Source organism: Paenibacillus xylanilyticus (assembly GCF_013359935.1).
In the GTDB taxonomy this organism is placed as follows: domain Bacteria; phylum Bacillota; class Bacilli; order Paenibacillales; family Paenibacillaceae; genus Paenibacillus; species Paenibacillus xylanilyticus.
In genome coordinates this window covers 14,967-38,153 of the sequence record NZ_JABMCB010000159.1, presented here as the reverse complement: position 1 = coordinate 38,153, position 23,187 = coordinate 14,967, and the positions used below count along the sequence as shown (strand labels likewise).

The window sequence follows — 23,187 nt, the reverse complement described above, 5'->3', positions numbered from 1 at the left end:
CCCCTGGTTAAACAAAACTCAGATATATCCACTTTTTCTTCAACTTCTCATGTAACTCGTTCCAACCACCATGACTGCCCAATTCAATTTTGGACGAAAGAGATCCTTCATGAATTCTGTAGTAATAGAGGGGTTCGGAATGATAAATAATTTTACCTTGCAGTGCAATTCTGATTGCAAAATCTCTATCTTCTATCCCAAATAGTGATTCGTCAAAAACCCCTGACTTACGTAGTATTCTCGTTCTCCAAAAAAATGAAGGCCCACTATTCTGTAATCCATTAAGTTTATAGTAGGGTTCCTTTTTAGTACCAATAATGATTCCATCCTCATCCACATGATAATATGAAGAGTAAGCAGCCACTGCCGTCGGCTCGCTCTCCAGTCTTAAAACCATTTTTTCCACCCATCTCGAGTGAGTGAAATTGTCAGCTGATGTCCATGCCATAATGGATCCAACAGCTTTAGTGATCCCGTAATTTATTGCGCTAGGAATTCCTGAATTATTCTTTATTCTAAAGTATTTAATTCTACTATCATATTTATATCTATCAACATATTTCTTGACATCAACAGTTGATCCATCATCAATGATAATCAACTCCAAATTAACGTAACTTTGCGAGAGTATACTCCTAATGCTTTCAGACAAGTACTGGGTATCATTGTAAACAGGTAGAATGATACTCACCAAGTTATCTTTTTCAATAGCGGAGATATCCAAAGCGGTTGTGATATCTTCCCTCTTAAACAATAAAGCCCATTCTTGGAGATTTAAATATTCAAACATTAGTCCTAAAACTGATTTACCATTAGGAGAATCTTGGAACACCCCTAATATGGTTCGTACAATCGTGTCAATACCATCATCTTTGAATTGCATTTGGATTACCTCGACTAAACGATATGCGCACTCCAAGTTTTTAAACGAGGAAACTTCCAGACTTTGACGAAAGGACTTAATGGCTTGATCCACGTCACCTATTTGCCAATACAGCTCTCCCGTCTGTGCCCACCAATGAGTCTCCAGAATCTTTAGGTGCTTTGTCTCAATAATAGGATTCGATTCAAGCACGTCTGTTAATAATTGTATTGAGTCCTTTTTCATTTCATCAACCGTTACATTTTGCGCAAGCTTACTGTGTAGATAAATAAAATCAAAAACATCTTTATCTGTTAAATCATTATCTATCATGTCATAAACAATATTAGCTGCTTCATCAATTTGCTCCAGACAAATATAAGCAAGTGCTTTGAAAAATTGAGAGGATATCCAAAAATCCTCTTCACTAGCAGTTGATTGTTTAATTACTTCTTCATACCTCTGACACCCAAAGTTTGTCAACATTCTATTGAATCCAGACTCCATTGAGACTCTCTCAATATAATGCTTCTGTCGCTCTTTGGGGACCATGAGGGGTTTTTCTAAAGCAATCATGTTTTCGTGATAGTTATCTCCATTATACAAGGAGTTTTTTTCTACTCTAAAATCGTTATATTCAGTATGGCTTACATCCCATATACGTTTTTCCTGCCACGAACAGCCTACTCGTTCAGAAAATCTATTTATAACGACCTCATTTTTATAATTATTAATATGATGGATAAATGTTTCTAAGTTAAAATCTGATGTTAATCGTTCGTTAGCTTCCCATTTCCATAAGTACTGAGTGTTATTCTTTTTCACAAAACTGGAAACTGTTTTTTTGCCAGTCCGCTTCATAAAAAGTTTGAATTTTATTTTCTCTCCATAACAACTTAATCTGTTGATCGACTTGGAATTTCTTATCACACCATACCCCAATATGATAATTTACATCTCTTAGCTTCTCCTTAATGTGAAGGACTAACTCTTCCCAATCATATTCTAGTTCAGGGTAAGTAATCAAAATTGACAGATTCATATCCTTTACCTCTTTCATAGATATACTCCCATTTAAATTTCTATAAGACTCTTGTCTTCGTTTATATATTTGTTTTCTTTGTGATATAAAATAGTCAGGAAACATTTGTTTTTCCTGTTTTACTGAATCAAACCATGAGTCATACCATTCTAGAGCTTCTTCCCAAAGTGACTGACTAAAGCATAATTCTCCAGCAATACAATACGGGTCCGAGTAATGAGGGAGTTCAGCAATACAACGTTCTATCATTTCCCGAGCTTCATTTGTTTTGTTTAAGTGTACGTTGGACATGATACTATAAAAGTAGGATTGTGCTCTACTGTATGTTCCAGTAAGTGGGATCAACTCCAAGGCCTTTGAAGCGTTCAGGAGACTCTGATTGTAATCACCAGAATTATAAGCCTCATTGGCTATGTATCTGAAAGTTAATGGATTAGAGGGGTTCTTAGTTAATTCATTTTTTAAAAGTGCCATATTTCTTTGATGCTTTCGCTCTTGAAATTCGGGGGAGTATCCAGAATGTATTACCCAAGCATATGGACAGTTTTGAACTGTTTTCTGAAAACCATCTTCTGCAACACAAATTATATTCTCATGTACGCTCCCTGTATATCGAAAGAACATTGGTGAAAACAATCTTTCCGCATGAGTAAGAGCCATCACTTTCTGCGGCTCTCCGGTTCGTATATGTCTTACTTCAAGCAAAAGTACATCCGTTGAATTAAAGAACTTGTCCTGTAACCAACCTTTAAAACTAACGTCATTTGACCAGACAAATTCTTCATCTGAATCTAACCATAAAACCCAGTTGTCATTTCGGACTAATTGAAGACAAAAATTTCTTGCTTTCGAAAAATCATCACACCAAGAAAAAGAATGAATTTCTGCTCCTAGTTCCGAAGCAATTAAAACCGTAGAATCATCCGAACCTGTATCTGCAACAATTACTCTGTCTACATGATTTATCAAACTACTTATAGCCAGACCTATTGTATCTTCGTTATTCTTTGTAAGTATACAAGCAGAAATAAACATATGTTCCCCCTATATTTCAGGATCACCCCAAAGTCGCTACATATTGTAGCAACTTTGGGGTGATTAAATTAAATAGACGGGTCACTATTGGAGATTTTTTCTCCTTTGTTGAGCAAATCGTTAGCGGATTGTTTGTAAGCTTCAAATTTTTCATTTTTGATGAAACTGTCCGTAACTACTGCTACCTCTTTACGAGTTACCTGTTTTTTCGGGTTGAACTTGCCACTGTCAACAGGAAGCAATTTAGCATCAATTGCAGCTTGTACATAAGCTCTCGCCCAAGGACTAACACTGTCTTTATCAGAGAATGTGAGATTATCCCCTTTTCCAACAATGCTTGTTTGAGTAACACGCACCAAGATTACAGCTAGCTCTTCTTTAGTGATTATATCATTAGGTCTGAACTTGCCAGATGAACCTGTGATTACACCCAGTTTCTCCAAAGCATGGATGTATTTCAACCCCCAACTGTCAGAGCTTACATCCTTAAAGCTAATGTCAGGGTTGTCAGACAATTTGAGGTTTAGAGATCTAGCTAAAATCGCCGCTACTTGAATGCGAGTCAATTTACCATCCAGATTCATGTCCCCATTTTGGTTTCCAGTTAAAATCCCCTTGTTCATGAGTTCTTTAACTATAGTCTGAGTTACATCAGGTGCTACTTTTTCATCAGCAGCATATACAGATGCTTGCCCCGCCAAAGAAGTCGCCAAAAGAGTTGATGAAAGAACATACTTCGTGATTTTATCCTTTTTTCTTTGCAAACGTGCCATCCTCCCAGAATCTACTATGTATGTTTATGAAAACATCATGGTTATAATATCATATTGATCTATTTAATTCCTGTAAATAACATATATAAAATGTTATTTACATCCATTATACTCAAAGATATTTTCCATTCTCCATACAATAGAAGCATATAGGAGGGAGAACAATATATAAGCAGTAAGTTCCATTTTGACTCGATACACTCTACCTCTCATCTCTCCGTTCGTGATAGACCTGATAACAAACAGTTAGTGACTTGGGACCTTTAAACGAAATGATGTAAAGCTCGCTTCAGATACTTAGAGCGGACACAATTTATTCCCTTCATTCATATCAAGGATTTCAATGTATCCCAAAGCTATGGCAGGCAACTTGAGGGGAAGGTTGACAAAAACTCATCTCAAACGAAAAACACTTGTATTAAATTTTTCTTTTGATCCAAAGTTTAAAGCAAACTATGGTCAAATCAATTTTTACTTTATCGCTATGAGGAATTCTATCATTATATGAATAAGGTATATTCTTCCGGCGATAAAGCAAGCCTATCTCAAAGTGCCGGTCGCTTTTAGATTACGGAGGCGATCGCTTAATCTAATTAATTTCCATCCACAAATCATTCTTAGAATAAACCGCACCATCCAGTATTAAACATTGCCTACAAACAAAAAGATGAGGATTGTCCACTAGGGCGACCCTCATCTTTTTCAATTCAAATAAATAACTACAACAATCTTAATATCTTTTCGTATCTACAATAATGCTATCGACAGCGTAGGACATCTCATATGCATTTTTTTGCGTTTTGGCCTGCTTGCGTTGAATGAGCCAATCTTTAGCTTCAATTTTCAAGCTATTAATACGCATCAGAATTGCATGATCATTCTCCATTACGCTCTTAAGCCTAGCTTGTTGAGCCACAGATGCTACACCCATACCTTGCTGTAACATGGAATCAATAATCAACTGACGCTTGTCCACGAATTGCTCTAATTCTTCTGAGTCCGCTTTTTCGATTTTAAGCATGAGATCATGTGTTAACTGTTCTAACTCTGTAATCAGATCATCCATGAACGGCTCCAAGCTCAGATGAAGATACCATTTTGCTTGCCTGGACCCAAGTCTCTTTTAACTCTTTCAAATAACCCAAAGCTTCCTCAGCCGGTTCAGCATTCTTCTTCGTATTGGCATCAATAAGAAGAAAATTAATATATTCATATAGTGCATTAAGATTTTCTGCAATATCAGAAGAGCGATCCAATGTAACCGATAACTCGCTAACAATGGTTTGTGCTTTCCCAAGGTTTAGACTAACCTTCTGATAATCCTTGGCACCCAATCCATCAATCGCTGTCCGCACAAAACGAATAGCTCCATCGTACAACATAATCAACAACTGACCCGGTGAAGAGGTCTGAACGGACGACTGACGATATTGATCATATGGAGACTTAATCATATTTACACCCTTTCAATCTTGAATAAATGTTTAACTTGCAAAGAAGCTGGATAAGCTGGACGCCTGATTCTGGTACTTCGTCATTGCGGTTTCCATTGCGGTGAACTGTTTGTAGTAACGATTCTCCATGTCAGTCAATCTTCTTTCTAAAGCGGTGATTTCAGTGTTGTATCCCTTCAGCGTTTTACCCATGACGCTCTCTTCCTTGTAAAGGCTGTTAACATCACCGCTAAATTTGGTCGTACCTGCACGTTCTGCAACTTTGGTCATTGCTGTATCCATCTCTTTGTACAGCTTGCCAAAAATGGAGTTATCCGCACCCGTTCCAGTACCTTGCAAAAGATCGGAGATCTGCTGCGGATTATCCATTATAGCCGTTTTGAACTTTTCCTCGTCCAGATAGATTTTCCCATTTTCATAATACTTACCGCCCGTGATGCCAATATTGCTTAGTTCTCCCATTTTCTCGCCCATGATGGTTCTCATCGTAGAAGCGAGGCTGGTGAGAATATCATCATTTTTGAGCAGGCCGCTCTTGGCCTTTTCTTCCCACAGTTTAATGTCACTTTCTGACATGGCACTGCGCTGTTCGGAGGTAAGCGGTTGGAAGGTTCGATACTTTTCCTCACCAATTTTCGTGTTTAACATAACAAGCATTTTATTGTAATCTTCAATGAAAGCTTTGACGGTTTCAAGTGCTTTATCCGGATCGCTTTGCGTTGTAATTGTAAAGGGGTTGTCTGTGATTATGTCATTCCCATTCGAGTCTTTTGTTTTCGTGACAGTTTCCTTTAAAAGATTCATCTGCACACCATTATAAGTTATTACATTACTCGTAGGAGGAGGGCTCAATTTAACTCCATTAATAGACACACTTGCATTAAGACCACTATTTTCCACATCGTCTAGGTTTCCACCGAACACGTCAAACATAGAGTTTTCCTCAGCTTTAAGTGTTCCCAATTCGAGTTTACCACTCCCACCTAACTCTATTGCGGAAACGGTGAACTTACCTGTTAGTTCATCAAAACTTGCCTTCACATTCATACTAGAATTACTATTGATTTTCGCAATGACAGAAGAAACCGTATCTTGACCAGTAAATGTCATCTCGACATCATTTATTTTGATTTTGTATTTTTTTTCATATTCACTTGTCCCTAAACTTGCCGTTGATTCTCCAGACTTAATTCCCTTTTCTAGCTCTGCAAGTGATTGCTTGGAATTATATCCTAGACCTTTTCCATCCGTTTGCTTTGCTTTTGCGGTAGCCAATTGTTCGACGGACACTTCCATTTTTATTCCGTTAGCTGCTGCACCCGCTTCGGCTTTAACCGCATCCGTGTTGCCTGTTACCACTGCTTTTTGTGTATTAAGGGCTGCAGACTGCCTGTATGTGTTCTGTAGTTTGGTATTGCGGAATTCATACATCTTACTGTTCAATTCACGGTAGCTATCACGCTGCCATTCGAGAAGTGTCTTTTTCTGGTTCAATTTATCCAGTGGAGCTCGTTTGGCTGTCATTAGTTCTTTGACCATACTATCAATGTCCATACCGGAGAATCCGTTTATACGCATAAATTCAACTCCCCACTCGTTAGAATATAATCTGTAGTTTTATACTTTCTCGTCGATCAGGATGCCCGCTATTTCCATCATCTTGGCTACCAGATCCAGTGTCTTCTCAGGCGGAATCTCGCGAAGCACTTCACCTGTTTCCTTATTTAGCACCTTGACCATAATATCATGTGTCTTCTCATGGATGCTGATGTCCAGTGTCGTTTCTGGACCTTGGAGGGCTTTCACTGCTCGATCAATGTTACGGATCAGTAGCTCTTCGCCCACAGATAAATTCATACCCTGTTTTTCTTTGGTATAGGCTTCTTTCGCTGTCTTGATGTATGATGTGTCGGTTCCCGCTTGAGAAGCGCCTGCCGGGTGCTGTACCTCTACTGCAGGGCTTGCAGATGAGGCAGCAGATAAGGAAAATTGAATGTTCACCCTTGAACGACCTCCAACTATTTCGCATTTATAGTATATATCGGCGTATGGGCTGTCCAGCTTTAGAAAATATGTAAAATCCCTAAAAACATAATTGATTTATCCCATGAGATTAACCATAATTAAATGTGAAAAAAATCACTAATGTGATTTAAAATTCATTTTATCAACTAAATACTTGGACTCATTAGCAATGATTTCGCCCTCTCTTTACGTAAGCTAAAGAAACCACGAAACCATTGCAATTTCATCTACCTCAATTAATGTTATTACTAAATTTTATATTTCACTATAGTGCTTTGTGCTATTCTAGCATTTATTATTTCTCTAAAATCACTATAATCAATCACAACGTTATCTGGTAATTTAATTTTATATTTCCCATCTATATGAAATGAAGGGATTTCTTCTTGTTCACTCAAAGCAATTATATCCTTATAACTAATTACTTTTGATGCGATGCGATTAAATATGAACTCACTTCTCTCAAAGTCTTCAATCGTGTCCACTGTAAGACTTGTATACTCCTTTCGATGGTCATCTTCTGGAACTAGTACTAAAGTTTTATAATTTTCAGGATCAAAAATGTAATAAAACAAATACTCACTCTTTTCAGGATCTATTGCTTGATAACAACGTTTTAATGCCTCAATATTCATTACCTCAGCTGTAGCACCAAGAGATAAATATTCTGCTCTTGAATACTCAGATTGGTATTCTTTGTGATACTTTAGCGTGTTTTCCAAGATATATGGGTCTGTAAAAATATTGTCACCCGTTATTCTAATCAAATGGGTTGCTTGTTCCAATTCAGCTATTCCTAACATTCTTTCAATAACGGAATTTTCACTTCCATAGAATATTTTAACATTATTTTTTTTAGCTATTTCTCCCAGAACACTATCACCTGGATTGTTGGAAGTAGCAATATATATTTCGTCAATTCCTTGAACTAGCTTCACTCGTTCTATGATATGTTCGATAAGCGCTTTGCCATTAATCTCTTTCAGCACTTTTTTGGGTAAGCGTGTAGAATTAGTTCGTGCAATGATACATGCTACAACTTTCATGGATTGCTCACTCCTTTAAATGAATTTAATTACAACAAATCACACCAATTAAGCAGCTCGTCCTGCTTCATATCTTTTTTTAGAGTTCTGCCTATCACATACTGCTCTTGATCAGGACTAATATGCGTTCCCGGTCTTTTGAATGTCAGATCCTCAGCCAAGATTATTTCCCCTTGCTTCATATCCTTTGTTAAAACAATACTACGTCTAAATTTATCTTTCTTATTTTGTTCAGCCTTCGATACAGTTCTTTGGAAACTACCAAGAGCATCAGAAATGATCCCACTTTCTTTAACTATCAATTTCATTTCGGAAGGATCTGCAGACACTTCATGATCCCAGCCCGGTAGGTCTTTATCTGTTGTGAAATGTTTTTCAATAACTGCTGCTCCCAACGCTACTGCAGCTAAGGGAACTGAGATTCCAATTGTGTGATCCGAGAATCCCACGGGGTAGGAGGGAAATATTCTCTGAAGCGTTAAGATATTGTTTAAATGAATGTCTTTTGGTGCTGGAGGATAAATAGAGATACAGTGCAAAATCACTATATTTTTATTGCCAGTAGACTCTATAGCTTGAACTGCCTGTTCAATTTCGGCCAGCGTGGACATTCCTGTTGAAAGAATAACAGGTTTCATTTTCTTTGCAATATATTTCAAAAGTCTATAATTGTTGATATCCATCGAGGCAACTTTATAAAATGGAACTCCAATCTCATCCAAAAGATCAACCTCTTCCTCTGAGAAGGGAGTCGAACAGAACTCTACACCCTTCTCAGAGCAATATTCTTTTAAGATGTAATGTTGTTCTTTACGTAAATAATACTTATCAACCATTTCCTCTAGAGACCCAAAATGCTTTTTAGCTGAATCATCATACTTTTGGTTACGATCATACTCAGCTTGTGCAATTAATGACTTGTTAGTCCATGATTGAAATTTAACCGCGTCAACCCCACATTTTACTGCAGCATCAATCATTTCCTTCGCAAGTTCCATATCACCATTGTGGTTAGCTCCAATTTCAGCAATAATATAGGGCTTAGTATAATTTTTAATTTCCTTGTCTTTGAATTTCAAAAGTTCCATCTCCAATCTGACCCAATTTTAAGTTTCCCCACCAAAAATCATTTGTTTCTTTAACGAGAGGAAATATATCAAACTTACTATCATCTAATCTATCTCTCAGTTTCTCATACAGCCTAAGCAACCGAGCGAATTCAGGATACAAAGTCTTAAGGTGCTCGTAATGCATAAGTTTCACCTCAATTTCCTTATGCACAGCATCTAGAGTATTACTAATTTCACCTGCAACATTATTCTCATGAATCCTGTAATAGGTTTTACATCGATCTACCTTTATCCCTTTACATCCTTCCATTAATAAAACAGAATACATGAACCAATCAAAAATAGGCCCATTACTCACATTCAATTTCTCAATAAGCTCATAACTGATTGCATTGAGATTTATTGCAGTATTACTTAGTCCCAGATAATTACATTCTAAAATCGAATCAATCTCATGTGTCTGTGCAGGTAATGTTTCAAAGAAACTCTTCAGTCGATCAGAATAGTATAGCTCATTATAGTAAAAAGCTACGTTCTTTTCATATCGTGACTGTATTTTAGAAATTCTATTTTCAGAAAATGTATCATCAAAATCGCCTAAAACTAAAAGATCATATCCTAATTTTTTGGCTCTTTTTATAAGCTCTACTCTTAATTCAGATGGAAGGCTACCGGCCTTTCCATTCCATAAATGCACATGTGTATCAAAATATGAAATTAAGTGTTGAACCTCTCCATTATCAAGATTGTCGTTTAAAAGAAGAAGATCAAACTCAGTAGTATCTTGGCTATTAATAGACTTAGCATAATCAGTCAAGTACAAAAATGACTCCTTATATATGACAGTTCCAAACGCGATTTTCATGAAATCCACCTTCCGAACACCACTTCGTCCTTATCAGACAACCTTGCAGGGGTTCCCATAAGCCACAACATTATTACGTATATTTTCCACTACAACACTTCCCATACCTATAGTGGTACCCGAACCTATTTTTAATTGTTGTCTAATAACACTATTGGCTCCAACATGTGTATCTTCACCAATCTCTACTCCTCCACATAGTACTGTACCTGGAGAAACATGCGCAAAGTCACCAATTATACAATCGTGCTCAACGATTGCCCCTGAATTAACAATTGCTCCTTTTCCTATACATGAACCCGCATTGACAATTGCCCGTTTTCCAATAAACGAACCTGAGCCTAACTTCACATTTTCACTCACTATTGCAGACTTATCGGTAATAATAGGCATTTCAAATCCTATTTTACTTATAGTCTGAAAAAACATACTTCTTTGCTTCGAGTTCCCAAGGGTAACAAAAGCTTCGTTGTAACCTTTTGTAAATAATCGAGGTATATCTTTATCGCATCCAATAATAGAAATCCCAATGATTTCCTTCCCTACATTTTGCTTTTGGTCGATTATACCTATTTCGGATATGTTGTCATAATATAACAAGCTGTCCAATACAGATTTACAATGTCCACCTCCACCAATCAGCAGTATTTTTCTACTCATCTCTCTCGAGCCTTCTTCTCATCTCTTCCATTTCGTCTAGTTGCCCCATATCCAACCAACTATTTTCGCTTATAGGGAACACACCGATTTTAGCTCCTTTTTCTTTATACTTCTCAATAATATCTGGAAAACCTATCGCAGTATCCTGCTCAAGTTCTTCAATAACTTGAGGCTCAACAATGTACATACCTGTATTTGTAAAAAAGGAAAATTCCGGCTTCTCCTTTATATTTTCTATTTGTCCTGTTTCACTTATTTCTACAACCCCATAAGGGATTCTAACGTTTTTCAATGAACATACCATTGTAATCAAGTTCTCTTCACTTTTATGATGGTTGTATATTTTCTCATAATCTTCATCTATTAAAATATCACAATTGGATAGTATGAATGTGCTATTAATTTTACCCTTCAACAAGCTTAATCCCCCTCCTGTACCCAGAGGAATATCTTCATCGATGTAGTTAACTTCGTAATTTTTTTTTATTTCGTTAAAATAGGCTTTTATCATATTTTTTTTATGATTTACAATCAGAGAGAATTGATTGACTTCATAAGGTAAGAAACGATTAATAATATGTTCAACAATAGGAATCTCACCAATTGGAATCAGTGGCTTAGGTAAAATCTTAGTATATGGATATAATCTCGTACCCAAACCACCCGCCATTATTACAACCTGAGCATCCAATGAACGCTTAACTCCAAACTCCTCATCATTCCACAAAACAATAGACACAATATCCTTATTGTCATCTAGTATAGGGATGCCTTCTATAAAATTTTTCTTCATATAATCTCGAGCCATAGCCTTTTCACTCTCTAGCAAATATTTCGGTTGATAGTTTGCTATTTTACTAACTTTTTCATCCAAACTACCTTTTCTTAATATCCACCTCCTAATGTCACCGTTTGTGATCGTAGCTACAAATTGCCCCTCCCGCTCCACAAAAAGGATCTTTTTAGAAACTCTATCCAGAACTCGCATTGACTCTAGTACGGTGCAATTCTCGTCAATTAATAGGTCCTTTACATCCATGAAGATTCCCTCCGTGCTGTTTAGTGTCATTTATTCACTGGATAAGATAGAAGTTCACAAACATATTTTATGTCTGTTTCATTCAAGTTAGAGCTGCATGGAATATTAACGATATGTTCCAAATAATCAACAGCTCTTTCAATCCTGTATGCTTGATCATTAATATACGGCCTCTGATTATTAATTAATCCCCATATAGGTCTTGTTTGAACTTTGTTCTCAGCTAAAAACTTCATTAATCCATCTCGATTAAGAGGATAAGTCTCATCTACATATAAAGCATAGAACCAATAGTTTGCTCTGGTTCCTTCTCTATACTCAATTAGATGTAATCCTTCTATGTTGTAAACCAGCTCCTGATACAACTCGAAATTTCTTTTTTTTGTTTCGATGAACTGCTCTAACTGTTCCATCTGAGCAATCCCTAACGCGGCCTGAAGATTAGTCATACGATAGTTATATCCGACTTCATCATGGGTATAATATAACTCATCGCTTTTAGCCTGCGTGGTTAAATGTTTTGACCGTCTCAATAGTTTCTTATCGTTGGAAACAATCATTCCACCTCCACCGGTGGTAATAATTTTGTTTCCGTTGAAAGAATACACGCCAATATCTCCAATTGTTCCAGCATATCGCCCACTATAGAATCCACTCGTATAATGGGTTCCTAATGCTTCTGTTGCATCTTCTATAACTTTTAAATTATATTTACTAGCAACTTTCACGATTTTCACCATGTCTGTCATATTACCAAACACATGAACAACAATGATTGCCTTAACTTCTCTATTTGAAAAATTATTCAAAAGTTTTCCATCTATGAAGCTACACTGCTGTTCACAAAAAACTTCTAGCTTATCTGGGGAAATCGTTAGTGAGTCATCACAGTCCATAAAAACAGGATGTGCCCCAACGTATCTGACGGGATTAACTGCTGCTATAAAGGTTAAGGATGGTACCAGCACCTCATCTTCCCTTTTAACTCCACAAACCTCCAAAGCAATATGAAGCCCTGCTGTTCCGCTCTGACAGGACACAGCGCCCTCTGCTTGTACATATGCAGCGACACATTCCTCAAACTTAGTTACGAAGGGTCCTCCAGTGGATACCCACTCTGACTGAACAGCTTGAGTAACATAGTCAAGTTCATTTCCTTTAAGATTAGGTACTGATAGAGGTATAAATTTTTGTTCCATTTCTTCTCCTGACTATATGTTATACATATCAGATTTATATTTATCCAGGTTGTCCCTGAAGAACTCTATCGTTTCTGCCATTCCTTGCTCAAATGTGAATTGCTGTTGCCAGTTGGTTAAAGATTTAATCTTCTCGTTAGAGCCCAAAAGACGATCCACTTCACTTTTTTCAGGTCGTAGCCTTTGATCATCACATACAATTTTTGCATCAGGGTTAATCTGTCTAATTAGTTCCTCAGCAAGCTGTCCTATGGATATTTCCTGTTGCGTAGCAATATTAATTTCTTCACCGATAGTTAAACCCGTCTTAGCTATCTCAATAAAACCTTCCACCGTATCCTTTACATAGTTAAAATCACGTGTTGGGGTGAGAGAGCCAAGCTTAACCTCTGTCCTTCCAGCAAGGAGCTGTGTAATAATCGTAGGAATTACTGCTCTGGCTGATTGTCTAGGACCGTACGTATTAAAAGGTCTTACAATGGTTATTGGCATATTAAAGCTTCTATAAAATGATTCTGCTAATCGGTCAGCTCCAATTTTTGTAGCCGAGTACGGAGATTGACCTTGAAAAGGATGCTTTTCATCCATAGGCACATACTGAGCTGTTCCATACACTTCCGAAGTTGAAGTCACTAAAACTCTAGATGTATCAAGCTCCTTGGCAGCTTGTAAAACATTTAAGGTACCCTTAATATTGGTATCCACATAAGTGTCTGGTGAGTGGTAACTAAAGGGTATAGCAATAAGTGCAGCCAAATGAAAAACTGTATCCATCCCGCTCATTGAAGTTTTCACCCCATTGGGATCACGAATATCTCCGCTAAACACTTCGATTTCTTGCTTGATTTCCTTAGGTAAAGTATCTATCCATCCCCAGGAACCAAATGAGTTATAATATACAAATGCTTTGACATTATAACCTTGCCTAACTAATCGCTCAGTTAGATGGCTACCAATAAAACCATCAGCTCCTGTAACTAAAACTTTCAATACAATCACTCATTTCAAAAGTTATTCTAAGACAGAATGCATTTCCCTTAATATTTCCACTTAAACTTAATAAGTTTACTCTTCCAAACTCTTAGCGGCTTCCGCTAGTAAGTTCGTAATCTCATTTAATGCATAAACACCGATATCCAAGAACCCAAGGTTGGCTTTCTGTGCTTTGATTATATTATCAGCAGTATTAACACGCTCTATAGTATATAAGTTCCACACTGAATTAATCATGGCTGGCTGTAAGCAATGACGTAGTAACCAATTGTCCATAACTAATTTGAAAAAACCCTCTGTCTGATCAACCTTTTTCAGTGCTTCTTTTAGTTCAGTTTCAGAGGAATGTCCGTTTATTTTCAAGCGTCTAACTTGCTTTTGTTGTTTCTCAAATTGCAGTTTAATGTCATAAAGATATCTATACTGTTCTCTCATTACTTGCTTCATCTTCTTCTTCTCGAGAGGATAATTCTCTATACCTTGAAGTATTTCTAATACAGGTGTTATTTTAGTTTTACAATATTGTTCTTCCACTTCTACCAAACTTAACTGTTGGGTATGTGCTATTTTTGATCCACCTTCTGTTGCGTTAATTACAGTAAGACTTTTAGTAGCAATCTCCATCTCAAACCACGTTCTGAAGGTATTCCATGTTTCTGTCGTAGTAACTAATCCGCCGTAGTAACCTTCTGTCTCCAAATTAACTTTGGCTGAAAACATACTGTTAGTTAATTCTTCATCATCATAAATTGTCCCTCCAGCATGTGTTTCTCCAACAGCGTTTCCATACGCGAGATCCTGTCCTAATAATATAATGGGTGATGCTCCAATGTGCTCAGCAACCCCAAAAGCTACATGAGCGCAAGATAAACCAATACTAATAGAGTTATCACCTTTTAATCCTAGAACATCTTTTAACCAAATATACTCGCCCACTCCTTCTCTCATTGGTATTAAGAGCTGTCCATGATACTGTTCAAAGATTTCAGGGTACAAAACTAGCGGCCCAACAAGTGTTGACTGAACAGGGTAAGTCTTACCTTCATAGAAATAAGTATATGTTTCAACTTCTCTTTCAATTGAACAAATAAAGTCGGGAATAATCCCTTCATTGCAAAGGCGTTGAGCGATCGTGTCTACAGCAATAATTACTACGTTATCTTTCATAGAATGCAACTGCTCAATATTCTTATTTAGAGACGGGCCGGCAGCCACAACAACCGCTGGCACGTTTTTCATTGTGTTCTTAAGTAGTGATACATTTTTGGAACGAGTAAGATGCTTGAGGTTTTTCATGTTATGTTTGAATCCGATCAAGCTGTCTTCTACTGAATTTCCATACATCATTGTTTTATAGTTTACTATCTCTTTAATTACTCTTACTATGGCTACACTTGGCTGAATATCTTGTTCACGATAGAAATGCGTAAAATAAAATTTTATAGTTTTTACATAAAAGATAGCGTTCGTCAATAGAAACTTATCTAGAAATAATGATAAGTTACTGATCTTATCGGCAAATAAAACGACTCCAGTTGTTGTATGAAGAAAAGAAAGATCCTTCTGATGCAGAGAATAATTAAATAGAGAGCCATTAGGCTCAATAATGACTAATAAAGATTCACTTCCCTTTAACGCAATAACTTTCTTGATTTCCTCAACAGATTGTATGCCAACAACAAAAATAAGCTCTCTTTTTAATGGATTGGGTTGATTTGAGGCATCGAAATCACTTTTCAGAGTGAAGATTTTATTCCCATCCAAAAATATCTCATTTCCTTCGCTATTCACATTAATAGAAGATTGATTTAGTTCTTTTTCATCCGGCAATCCAATCCAATGGTCAGGGTTAGCCGATAGAATTTCAATATTACGATTCAATAAATCCATCATCCTTGTCCCCTTATGCAAAATTTCATCGTGAATCTACAATATAATTATAACAAGAAAGCCCCACCAAGTGGGGCTTTCTTCAAATGATAAAGAATGCATTTAAAATAAACTACCTCTAAGCTTTAATTATCTCAGCAATTGCAGTACGCCTTGCGGCTGTTGATTTGCCTGAGCCAACATAGCTTGAGCTGCTTGAGCCAGGATGTTGTTTTTCGTTTGGCTCATCATTTCTTTCGCCATATCAACGTCACGGATACGGGATTCAGCAGCTGTCAGGTTCTCAGAAGCTGTTCCCAGGTTGTTAATGGTGTGTTCCAAACGGTTTTGAACAGCACCCAGTTTAGCGCGTTCGCTGGAAACCAGGGAAGTTGCTTTGTCCAGAACTGCGATTGCTTTGGAAGCATCTTCACGAGTGGAGATGTTCAAAGCTGCTTCAGCTTTGATATCGTTGGAACCGTTAGTAACATTGTTATCTTTTGTGAAACCAGCTTGTCCAGCATTACCTGTGATTCCCAATGCCGCTGCACGAACATCGTTAATTTGCAAGGACATGGATTGACCTGTATTTGCACCAATTTGGAACTTCGTGGAGAAGCCTACGCCTTGAGCACCAGCACCAACGACTTGCTCAACGTTTCCAATTGCTGCAGTACTTGCGATACCCAGACCTAATGCAGTAGTACCTGCACCCAATTGAATATCCTTACCTGTTTCGGAAAGGAACTGAAGTTCGTTGTCTTTTGACAATGAAGCTGTAACTTTGCTGTCCAAGCCAGCTGCCTGCAAAGATGCATTCAAATCTTTAACGAGTGACTCCATAGCTGCTTTAGCAACGTTAGCATCAGTGTTTGTAGTATCATACGTTTTTGCAGTAGTACCGGTGTTCAGGTTAACAGTTACTTCACTCTCAGAACCAATAGTGAACTTGATTGTAGAACCAGAAGCAATGGATACAGCGGCTGCAGTAAGAGCTGTTGCTCCTTGAAGTCCTGCACGTTCTACAGTTGCCGGATCACCTTTAACTGTTGTACCGACTTGTGCTGCAGCCAAACCAAATTTAGCATTAGCTCCAGTAAACTTCAACTCACTTGTTGAACCAGAAGACTTCGCAGCGTACTCAAGCGTACCTGTAGCACCAACTTTAATGTCAACCAAATCAGACAACTTAACTCCACCAGATGTTGTTGCATCCAATGCCGTTTTCAATGCTTTTGCAGTATCTACAGCATTAGCAGTTGACGATACATCAACAGTTACGCTTGAAAGATCAAACGTTCTGTTATCAACAACGATAGTAGAACCAGCAGTAAATGCAATATCACCAGCTGTAATAGCTGCAGTCGCTGTTATTTTAGCTTGTGTAGCTTCTGTCAGCTTTTGGTTGTCACCGGAACCGATACCACCGTTAAGCAATTTTTGAGTATTGAACTCAGTTGTGTTACCGATACGGTTGATCTCGGAAGTCAGTTGGTTCATCTCGTCTTGCAATGCTTGACGGTCAGAATCCGTGTTTGTTCCGTTAGCGGATTGGTTGGAAAGCTCACGCATACGTTGCAGGATGGAGTGAGTTTCGTTCAATGCACCCTCAGCTGTTTGGATCAAAGAGATACCATCTTGAGCGTTACGGGAAGCTTGGTCCAAACCACGGATTTGGCCGCGCATTTTTTCGGAAATTGCCAAACCAGCAGCATCGTCACCAGCACGGTTGATGCGAAGACCGGAAGACAATTTTTCGATGTTTTTGTTAGTGTTGCTAGTGTTGATGGACAATTGGCGGTGAGTGTTCAACGCCGGGATATTGTGGTTGATAATCATTGAGTGTTTCCTCCCTGAAAATAAATTAGTTCCACATCCTTGTGGTAAACGCCGCGACATTAAGGTCGGCCGCCCTGCCGAAGCAGCGTCTAAATTATATATCGACGGAAGGTGAACAACTGTTTATAGCAAATCGGAATATTTTCAATCTTTTTTTAATCCATTATTTCTTAAGCGTTCCATAAACGCTTCAACATTAGCAGCAAGAGGTGTAGCAGACTCACGGTTAGCCTCTTGAATGGATGCATAGATCTCTTGACGGAATATATCAATATGTTTTGGTGCAGATATCCCGATGCGCACGGTATCTCCTTCGACTGCGAGTACCGTAACTTCAATGTGGTCTTGAATGATAATAGACTCGCCCTTTTTTCGTGATAATACCAGCATATTAAACCCCACCCTTCACGGATTTAGCTTGCTCTTCGTCATCAGACCAGATCAGATGGCGCGTCTCATATATAGATTGATGCAGTACAACTTGTTTACCAAGGCATTTCTGCGGATTGAGCACAACAGGTGCAAGAAGATTCATGGTAGATTTGCTCGCTTGGGAATGTATTGTAACCAGAGAATATACTGAAACCTGTTCTGAGATTTCCAGCTCTTCCTTGTCTACTTCGCTCAGTTCAAAGCTATAATCTGAAACAAACGTAAAGGGACTTACTAGTAAAAAGGACAGATCTTTTTCTCGAACAGATTGTAAATAACTAAATGGCGTATCTTCCCATGGAATTAATGCAAATTCAGTTTCATCTTCGAACCCTGGTAATCCTTTATGAAATTGATAGATATCTTTCTTTTGAACCTCTACTTCTCCCCACATGCTTGTCTGAATAAGAATAATAAACGCCTCCTTGGCGATGGTTTTTTTATACAAAAAGAGCCATAGAGGGCTGTTTCCGAGACCGTCTATAGCTCACATTATAACTTACAACCCCATATCTATAGCAGGCGGTGTATATTGCACTGATGAATACTGCTTTACATAAATGTCCAGCTTACCCCTCTGATACTCAATCTCCGGTTTATTCACAATGACATTCATTTCAGAGACGGCTGGTTCATAGCTGATATCGGGTGGCCTTGTAATAACTCGAGTATCTACATTATCAAATGAGGCCGGGGTTCTTGTCTCCGGAAACGGTTGAGGCTGCCAGTCTGAACCGATAATGTTGGCAATCGTGTTGCCTGGTTTATGAATAGCCGCCAACTCGTTGCCCTGTTGTACACGCGAGGCTATATTTTGCAAAAACTGCTGTTGAATTCCCGAATAGATACGGGCATTCATATCAATCATGTTCCCACCTGTGTAAGCTGAAAAGGCTCTGCTCTGATCCACATGGAGCTCGATTGGATGGCTCTCGACAGTTAGCTTCGCTGGCTTGGTGTTCAACTGAACATCCGCTTTCGGCTGCCGAATCGAGTATTGTCCTGGATCTGCATCAATATTCAGGATCGAGGGGGTGGTACGAATCTGAACGACAGGAAGAGTCTTCATAAGTTAACCCCTCCTTTATTATCTCAGGAAATCCACCAAAGATGGAGAGATAATTTTTGCACCTGCAGACAAGGAAGCATTGTAGATGTTTTCCTGAATTTTGGATTGCATTGCAAGTTCCGCGTAATCCGCGTCTTCTACCTTGGATTGCAGATCAGTCAGGTTGATGCCCAGATCCTCCAGACGACCCATCATCAAATCCACCCGGTTGGTTTTGGCACCAATCTCGGAGCGGATCGCCAGCATTTTATCTGTACGGCTATCAATGTTATCCAACTGATTGGACAGCTCTTTTTGATCGCCCTCAGTCAACGCCTTCATAATCGTATTTACAATGACAAAGAGGTTATCCTCTTCCGTCTCTGTTCCAAACACTTCATTCCCGCTCACATTGATAGGCAGCTGTACACTTTCACCCACAATGAAATTAATCTTTCCTTTATCCGTCACAATTGATGCAGCATTGGTTGTATCATACGTACCATCTGCATTGGAAGGGAATTCATATGGCTTCACGTCATAGGTTTCACCATTAAAGACATATTTACCGTTCAGCTTACTGTTGGAGATATCGATCAACTGCTCCTTGAGTTGCTTCACTTCCTCGTTGATGCTATCTAATGCAGATTGAGGATTCGTCCCTGTTGAAGCCTGTACCGTCAACTCACGCAGACGTTGCACAACATTACCTGCCTGATTCATCACCGTATCATTAAACTCCAGCCAGGAAACCGCGCTGTCTACGTTTTTCTGATACTGCTCATTGGATGACAGCTCTGCCCGATAACGAAGAGAGTACGTGATCCCTACCGGGTCATCAGAAGGTTTGTTAATTTTACGACCTGTCGCCAGTTGGGTTTGGGTGTTATTCATCTGCTGTGCATTCCGGTTCAGGTTCAAAAGCAACTGTGAACTTAGCATGTTATTCGTAATTCTCATGGTCCGTTTATGTCACTCCCTTCAATTATCTGCCTACCGTGCCAGTAGAATTAATCAATTTATCAAGCAATTCATCATATGTGGTCATAAAACGTGCTGAAGCACTATAAGCATGCTGGAACTTGATCATGTTAGCCATCTCTTCATCCAGAGACACACCACTAACCGATTGACGGCGCGTATCCACTTGTTCTACAAGAAACTCCGAGTTCGATGTCTGACGAGCGGCTTCCTGGGATTGGACCCCGAGCTGCCCTACAATCGCACTAAACTGAGCACCAATTGTTGCATTCCGAAGTTCATCAGCTGACTTCATTGGTGTATCTTTGAGGTTAGCAAGTAAAATTGCAAGTGTATTGTTCCCTTTGATCACGGTTTCTGTCCCAGAGGCATCCGTAGTCCGCAGCGATGTCGCAATTTTGTTGGGATCAGCCTGAATCACGGCATTTAAAGAGATATTGCCTGCCGTGATCGCTGTTCCACCATCTGCCGCAGTAAAGAAAGGCAGACCTGGTGTGGTTGTACCATCCATCGTATATCCAAGCTGATGCAAACCGTTGAGCCCTTTTACAGTTACCTTCGTATCCGTTGCTAATGCTCCCCCTGCGAGTCCTAAAGCATTCGTTGCAGGGATAACCGAGCCCGCCGGCAGCGTGATTTCAATATCACCATTTGCGAGCGTGTTCGCGAGGTCATCCATCTGTTTCTTATAATCACTGACCAGGGTATCCCTCGACTTGATCATACCGTGGACTTCACCATTCGTCAGATTACCTGCTGTATAGGCCGTATTCAAAAACGCTGTATCAACGACTGTCTGAACGGCTCCGCCTGTAACAAGTGCTTGGCCATTCATCTGAATCGAGTATCCTTGCAGAGAATCCGTGACCGTAATATTCATGATTTTGGACAGCTTGTCTGCCATCAGGTCCCGCTGGTCACGTAAGTCATTGGCATTGTCACCAAGAGACTCGATCTTAACAATGGAGCTGTTGAGGTTCGCAATGTTGCCCAAGTATCCTTGGATTTCACTGCTTTTCACAGAAATGTTACTGTCCAGATCCTGGCTGAGTGCATCCAATTGGCGGCTGATCTGGTTCATCGCATCCGTCAGGGCCAGCGTAGTTTCCTTAACAATTCGGCGAGCTGTAACATCCTCCGGATTTTTACTCAGATCCGACCAAGATTTATAGAAGTTATCCATAACTGTCCGGAAACCTGTATCGGATGGTTCGTTCACAATGGCTTCCAATTTCTCCAGCGTATCACGCTGAATGGACCAACTCCCGAAGTTGGTATTTTCATTGCGATATTGGTCGTCAAGGAACTTCTCGCGGACACGAGTAATGGAGTCGAACTCCACCCCTGTTCCCAGTTGTCCTGGTGTGGTGCTATGCAGAAAAGCAAACGGCTCCATTGGAATGGAAGCCTGCATGTTTACCTTTTGCCGGGAATACCCTTCCGTATTGGCATTTGCTACGTTATGTCCTGTTGTGCTAAGCGCAGTCGTCTGTGTGAACAAACTGCGTTTAGCCGTTTCAATCGAATGAAAAGTAGATGTCACCTGGTTTCCCCCTAATTAATCAGGCACGTGTATCAAAAAGTCCGATTCGTCCTGGATTTCCGTTCTTATCAGCAGGATGCTGATAAGTGGCATCCTGTTCCGGTCGAGAAGCAAACATGTCCATAGAGAGATCGATGAACATTAATGATTGTTCGATCAGTTTTTGATTTAATTGATTAATTTCCTTTAATTCTTGCAGTGTTCCGGCCAGCTTCTTCTGAACTTCGAACAATCGCTGTTTGTCAGCCGGATCAAAAATCAACTTGGAGATCTCGGTGACGTTCAAATTCAACATGGATTTGATGCCGCGCTCCTGAAGTAGTTCATGGACGGCGCTCATTCGCTCGCTTTCAAGCGGCTCCTGCTGCTTCATAAACTTGGATTCTTTATTCATGACAGCAATCAATTGATCCACGTCGTTTTTGACAATCGCCTCTCTCTTGATCTCGCTCAGTGCCAGCATCCCGCGGTGACTTTGTTCCATTTGCTGCAAAACAGCAATTAATCTGTCCAGTGCTGCCATTACTAATCACCTATTCCTTATCAAAAGACTTAAAGTACGGCAGTAATTTGTCAGCAAGCTTGCTGCTGTCTACCTGGTACGTTCCCGAGCTCACCTGCTCCTTCAGTTCCTGTATACGTTGTATGCGTGCCGCATCTTGTGTACGACTTTGCTCTTCAAGCATCTTCATCGCCTCCGGAGAAATGGATACTTCGTCCTTACGGCGGCTTTTTTTGGCGTCAGCCTGTTGATTGGATTCAACGTTCCTCTGATATGAATTGATTGCACCAATTCTACTCGGTTCATTGATTTTCATACGTGCTACACTTCCTTTACCTTAGGATTTTTTACATTATCATCATGGTATCGAACATTTAGGATAATAGAAAAAACCGATAATCTTTAATAAGTTTATCGGTACATTCCAAAACATTTGTTATAGCAAAACTTGTATTTAAGCCCTCGTTCCTATGAATCCCGTAGTTTGTCGACAGCATTGTAGGTTCGTCCGCCTATATTGCCGTTATCCTTCTGACCTACTTCCCGGGCTGCCCCAGCCAAGTCCTTGGTCAAACGGGTACGGCATGAGTCGCACATATGTCCTTCACGAATCAGCGTTCCGCATACTTCACAAGGATACATCATATTTGGGGCGTTTTCGATGGAAATCCGTCCCTCCCGGATGAACTTGGTAATCTGTTTGATAGATACCTCTGTTGCATCGGATAATTCCTGTATATTTGCACCTTTTTGTTCACGCAGATAGTCTACGCAAACCTGATATTCTTGTTCTATTTCTTTAATACAGTTCGAGCATACATCCCGAAAGTTCAACGCATATAATCTACCGCAGCGAGGACAATTACCCAGATTCATCGCTAAAACGCCCCTCTCAAACTTCCTCATTCCG

Annotated in this window: 24 protein-coding genes; all 24 read right to left on the bottom strand. The window is 39.2% G+C overall.

What is annotated here, in order from left to right:
• Positions 1–7: 7 nt before the first annotated feature.
• A complete protein-coding gene (locus HP552_RS35570) occupies positions 8–1,687 on the bottom strand; it encodes a glycosyltransferase (protein WP_175394695.1) in 1,680 nt (559 codons plus the stop codon).
• Positions 1,674–2,939, bottom strand: a complete 1,266-nt coding sequence (locus tag HP552_RS06155) for a glycosyltransferase (RefSeq protein WP_175394694.1) — start codon at positions 2,937–2,939, stop codon at positions 1,674–1,676. The genes HP552_RS35570 and HP552_RS06155 overlap by 14 nt, the downstream gene beginning before the upstream one ends.
• Positions 2,940–3,007: 68 nt before the next feature.
• Positions 3,008–3,703: an S-layer homology domain-containing protein gene (locus tag HP552_RS06150; RefSeq protein ID WP_175394693.1), complete on the bottom strand. Its 696-nt coding sequence runs from the start codon at positions 3,701–3,703 to the stop codon at positions 3,008–3,010.
• 739 nt (positions 3,704–4,442) lie between these two features.
• Positions 4,443–4,778, bottom strand: coding sequence for a hypothetical protein (locus HP552_RS06145; RefSeq protein ID WP_175394692.1), 336 nt, complete (start codon positions 4,776–4,778; stop codon positions 4,443–4,445).
• Positions 4,771–5,166: a flagellar export chaperone FliS gene (fliS, locus tag HP552_RS06140; RefSeq protein ID WP_175394691.1), complete on the bottom strand. Its 396-nt coding sequence runs from the start codon at positions 5,164–5,166 to the stop codon at positions 4,771–4,773. The genes HP552_RS06145 and fliS overlap by 8 nt, the downstream gene beginning before the upstream one ends.
• 30 nt (positions 5,167–5,196) lie before the next feature.
• Positions 5,197–6,744 carry a flagellar filament capping protein FliD gene (fliD, locus tag HP552_RS06135; RefSeq protein WP_175394690.1) on the bottom strand — a complete coding sequence of 516 codons (1,548 nt, stop codon included), beginning with the start codon at positions 6,742–6,744 and terminating at the stop codon, positions 5,197–5,199.
• Between the two features lie 39 nt (positions 6,745–6,783).
• Entirely contained in the window at positions 6,784–7,167 is a 384-nt protein-coding gene (locus tag HP552_RS06130) for a flagellar protein FlaG (protein WP_175394689.1), read from the bottom strand.
• A 272-nt stretch (positions 7,168–7,439) separates the two neighbouring features.
• Entirely contained in the window at positions 7,440–8,237 is a 798-nt protein-coding gene (locus tag HP552_RS06125; RefSeq protein WP_175394688.1) for a cytidylyltransferase domain-containing protein, read from the bottom strand.
• Positions 8,238–8,266: 29 nt separating this feature from the next.
• A complete protein-coding gene (locus HP552_RS06120) occupies positions 8,267–9,316 on the bottom strand; it encodes an N-acetylneuraminate synthase family protein (RefSeq protein ID WP_217506331.1) in 1,050 nt (349 codons plus the stop codon).
• A complete protein-coding gene (locus HP552_RS06115) occupies positions 9,291–10,172 on the bottom strand; it encodes a hypothetical protein (RefSeq protein ID WP_175394686.1) in 882 nt (293 codons plus the stop codon). Before HP552_RS06115 ends, HP552_RS06120 begins: the two co-directional genes overlap by 26 nt.
• A gap of 33 nt (positions 10,173–10,205) precedes the next feature.
• Complete coding sequence (locus tag HP552_RS06110) at positions 10,206–10,832, bottom strand: acetyltransferase (protein ID WP_175394685.1); 627 nt, start codon at positions 10,830–10,832, stop codon at positions 10,206–10,208.
• Entirely contained in the window at positions 10,825–11,871 is a 1,047-nt protein-coding gene (locus tag HP552_RS06105) for a sugar phosphate nucleotidyltransferase (protein ID WP_175394684.1), read from the bottom strand. Before HP552_RS06105 ends, HP552_RS06110 begins: the two co-directional genes overlap by 8 nt.
• A gap of 26 nt (positions 11,872–11,897) precedes the next feature.
• Positions 11,898–13,070, bottom strand: a complete 1,173-nt coding sequence (locus HP552_RS06100) for a LegC family aminotransferase (protein WP_175394683.1) — start codon at positions 13,068–13,070, stop codon at positions 11,898–11,900.
• A gap of 12 nt (positions 13,071–13,082) precedes the next feature.
• Positions 13,083–14,060, bottom strand: coding sequence for an NAD-dependent 4,6-dehydratase LegB (locus HP552_RS06095; RefSeq protein WP_175394682.1), 978 nt, complete (start codon positions 14,058–14,060; stop codon positions 13,083–13,085).
• A 75-nt stretch (positions 14,061–14,135) separates the two neighbouring features.
• The gene (locus HP552_RS06090) at positions 14,136–15,956 is read right to left on the bottom strand and encodes a motility associated factor glycosyltransferase family protein (protein WP_175394681.1); all 1,821 of its coding nucleotides are present in this window, start codon (positions 15,954–15,956) and stop codon (positions 14,136–14,138) included.
• 126 nt (positions 15,957–16,082) lie between these two features.
• Positions 16,083–17,771: a flagellin N-terminal helical domain-containing protein gene (locus HP552_RS06085; protein WP_175394680.1), complete on the bottom strand. Its 1,689-nt coding sequence runs from the start codon at positions 17,769–17,771 to the stop codon at positions 16,083–16,085.
• Positions 17,772–17,915: 144 nt separating this feature from the next.
• Positions 17,916–18,161, bottom strand: a complete 246-nt coding sequence (csrA, locus tag HP552_RS06080; RefSeq protein ID WP_175394679.1) for a carbon storage regulator CsrA — start codon at positions 18,159–18,161, stop codon at positions 17,916–17,918.
• A 1-nt stretch (position 18,162) separates the two neighbouring features.
• Positions 18,163–18,651: a flagellar assembly protein FliW gene (gene fliW, locus HP552_RS06075; RefSeq protein WP_246310776.1), complete on the bottom strand. Its 489-nt coding sequence runs from the start codon at positions 18,649–18,651 to the stop codon at positions 18,163–18,165.
• 51 nt (positions 18,652–18,702) lie between these two features.
• Positions 18,703–19,272, bottom strand: a complete 570-nt coding sequence (locus HP552_RS06070; protein WP_175394678.1) for a DUF6470 family protein — start codon at positions 19,270–19,272, stop codon at positions 18,703–18,705.
• A gap of 18 nt (positions 19,273–19,290) precedes the next feature.
• Entirely contained in the window at positions 19,291–20,211 is a 921-nt protein-coding gene (gene flgL, locus HP552_RS06065; protein WP_175394677.1) for a flagellar hook-associated protein FlgL, read from the bottom strand.
• 25 nt (positions 20,212–20,236) lie between these two features.
• Positions 20,237–21,775: a flagellar hook-associated protein FlgK gene (gene flgK / locus HP552_RS06060; protein ID WP_175394676.1), complete on the bottom strand. Its 1,539-nt coding sequence runs from the start codon at positions 21,773–21,775 to the stop codon at positions 20,237–20,239.
• A 19-nt stretch (positions 21,776–21,794) separates the two neighbouring features.
• Complete coding sequence (locus tag HP552_RS06055; protein WP_175394675.1) at positions 21,795–22,298, bottom strand: flagellar protein FlgN; 504 nt, start codon at positions 22,296–22,298, stop codon at positions 21,795–21,797.
• Between the two features lie 10 nt (positions 22,299–22,308).
• Positions 22,309–22,593, bottom strand: coding sequence for a flagellar biosynthesis anti-sigma factor FlgM (gene flgM / locus HP552_RS06050; RefSeq protein WP_175394674.1), 285 nt, complete (start codon positions 22,591–22,593; stop codon positions 22,309–22,311).
• 152 nt (positions 22,594–22,745) lie between these two features.
• Positions 22,746–23,153, bottom strand: a complete 408-nt coding sequence (locus tag HP552_RS06045) for a TIGR03826 family flagellar region protein (protein ID WP_175394673.1) — start codon at positions 23,151–23,153, stop codon at positions 22,746–22,748.
• Between the last annotated feature and the right edge of the window lie 34 nt (positions 23,154–23,187).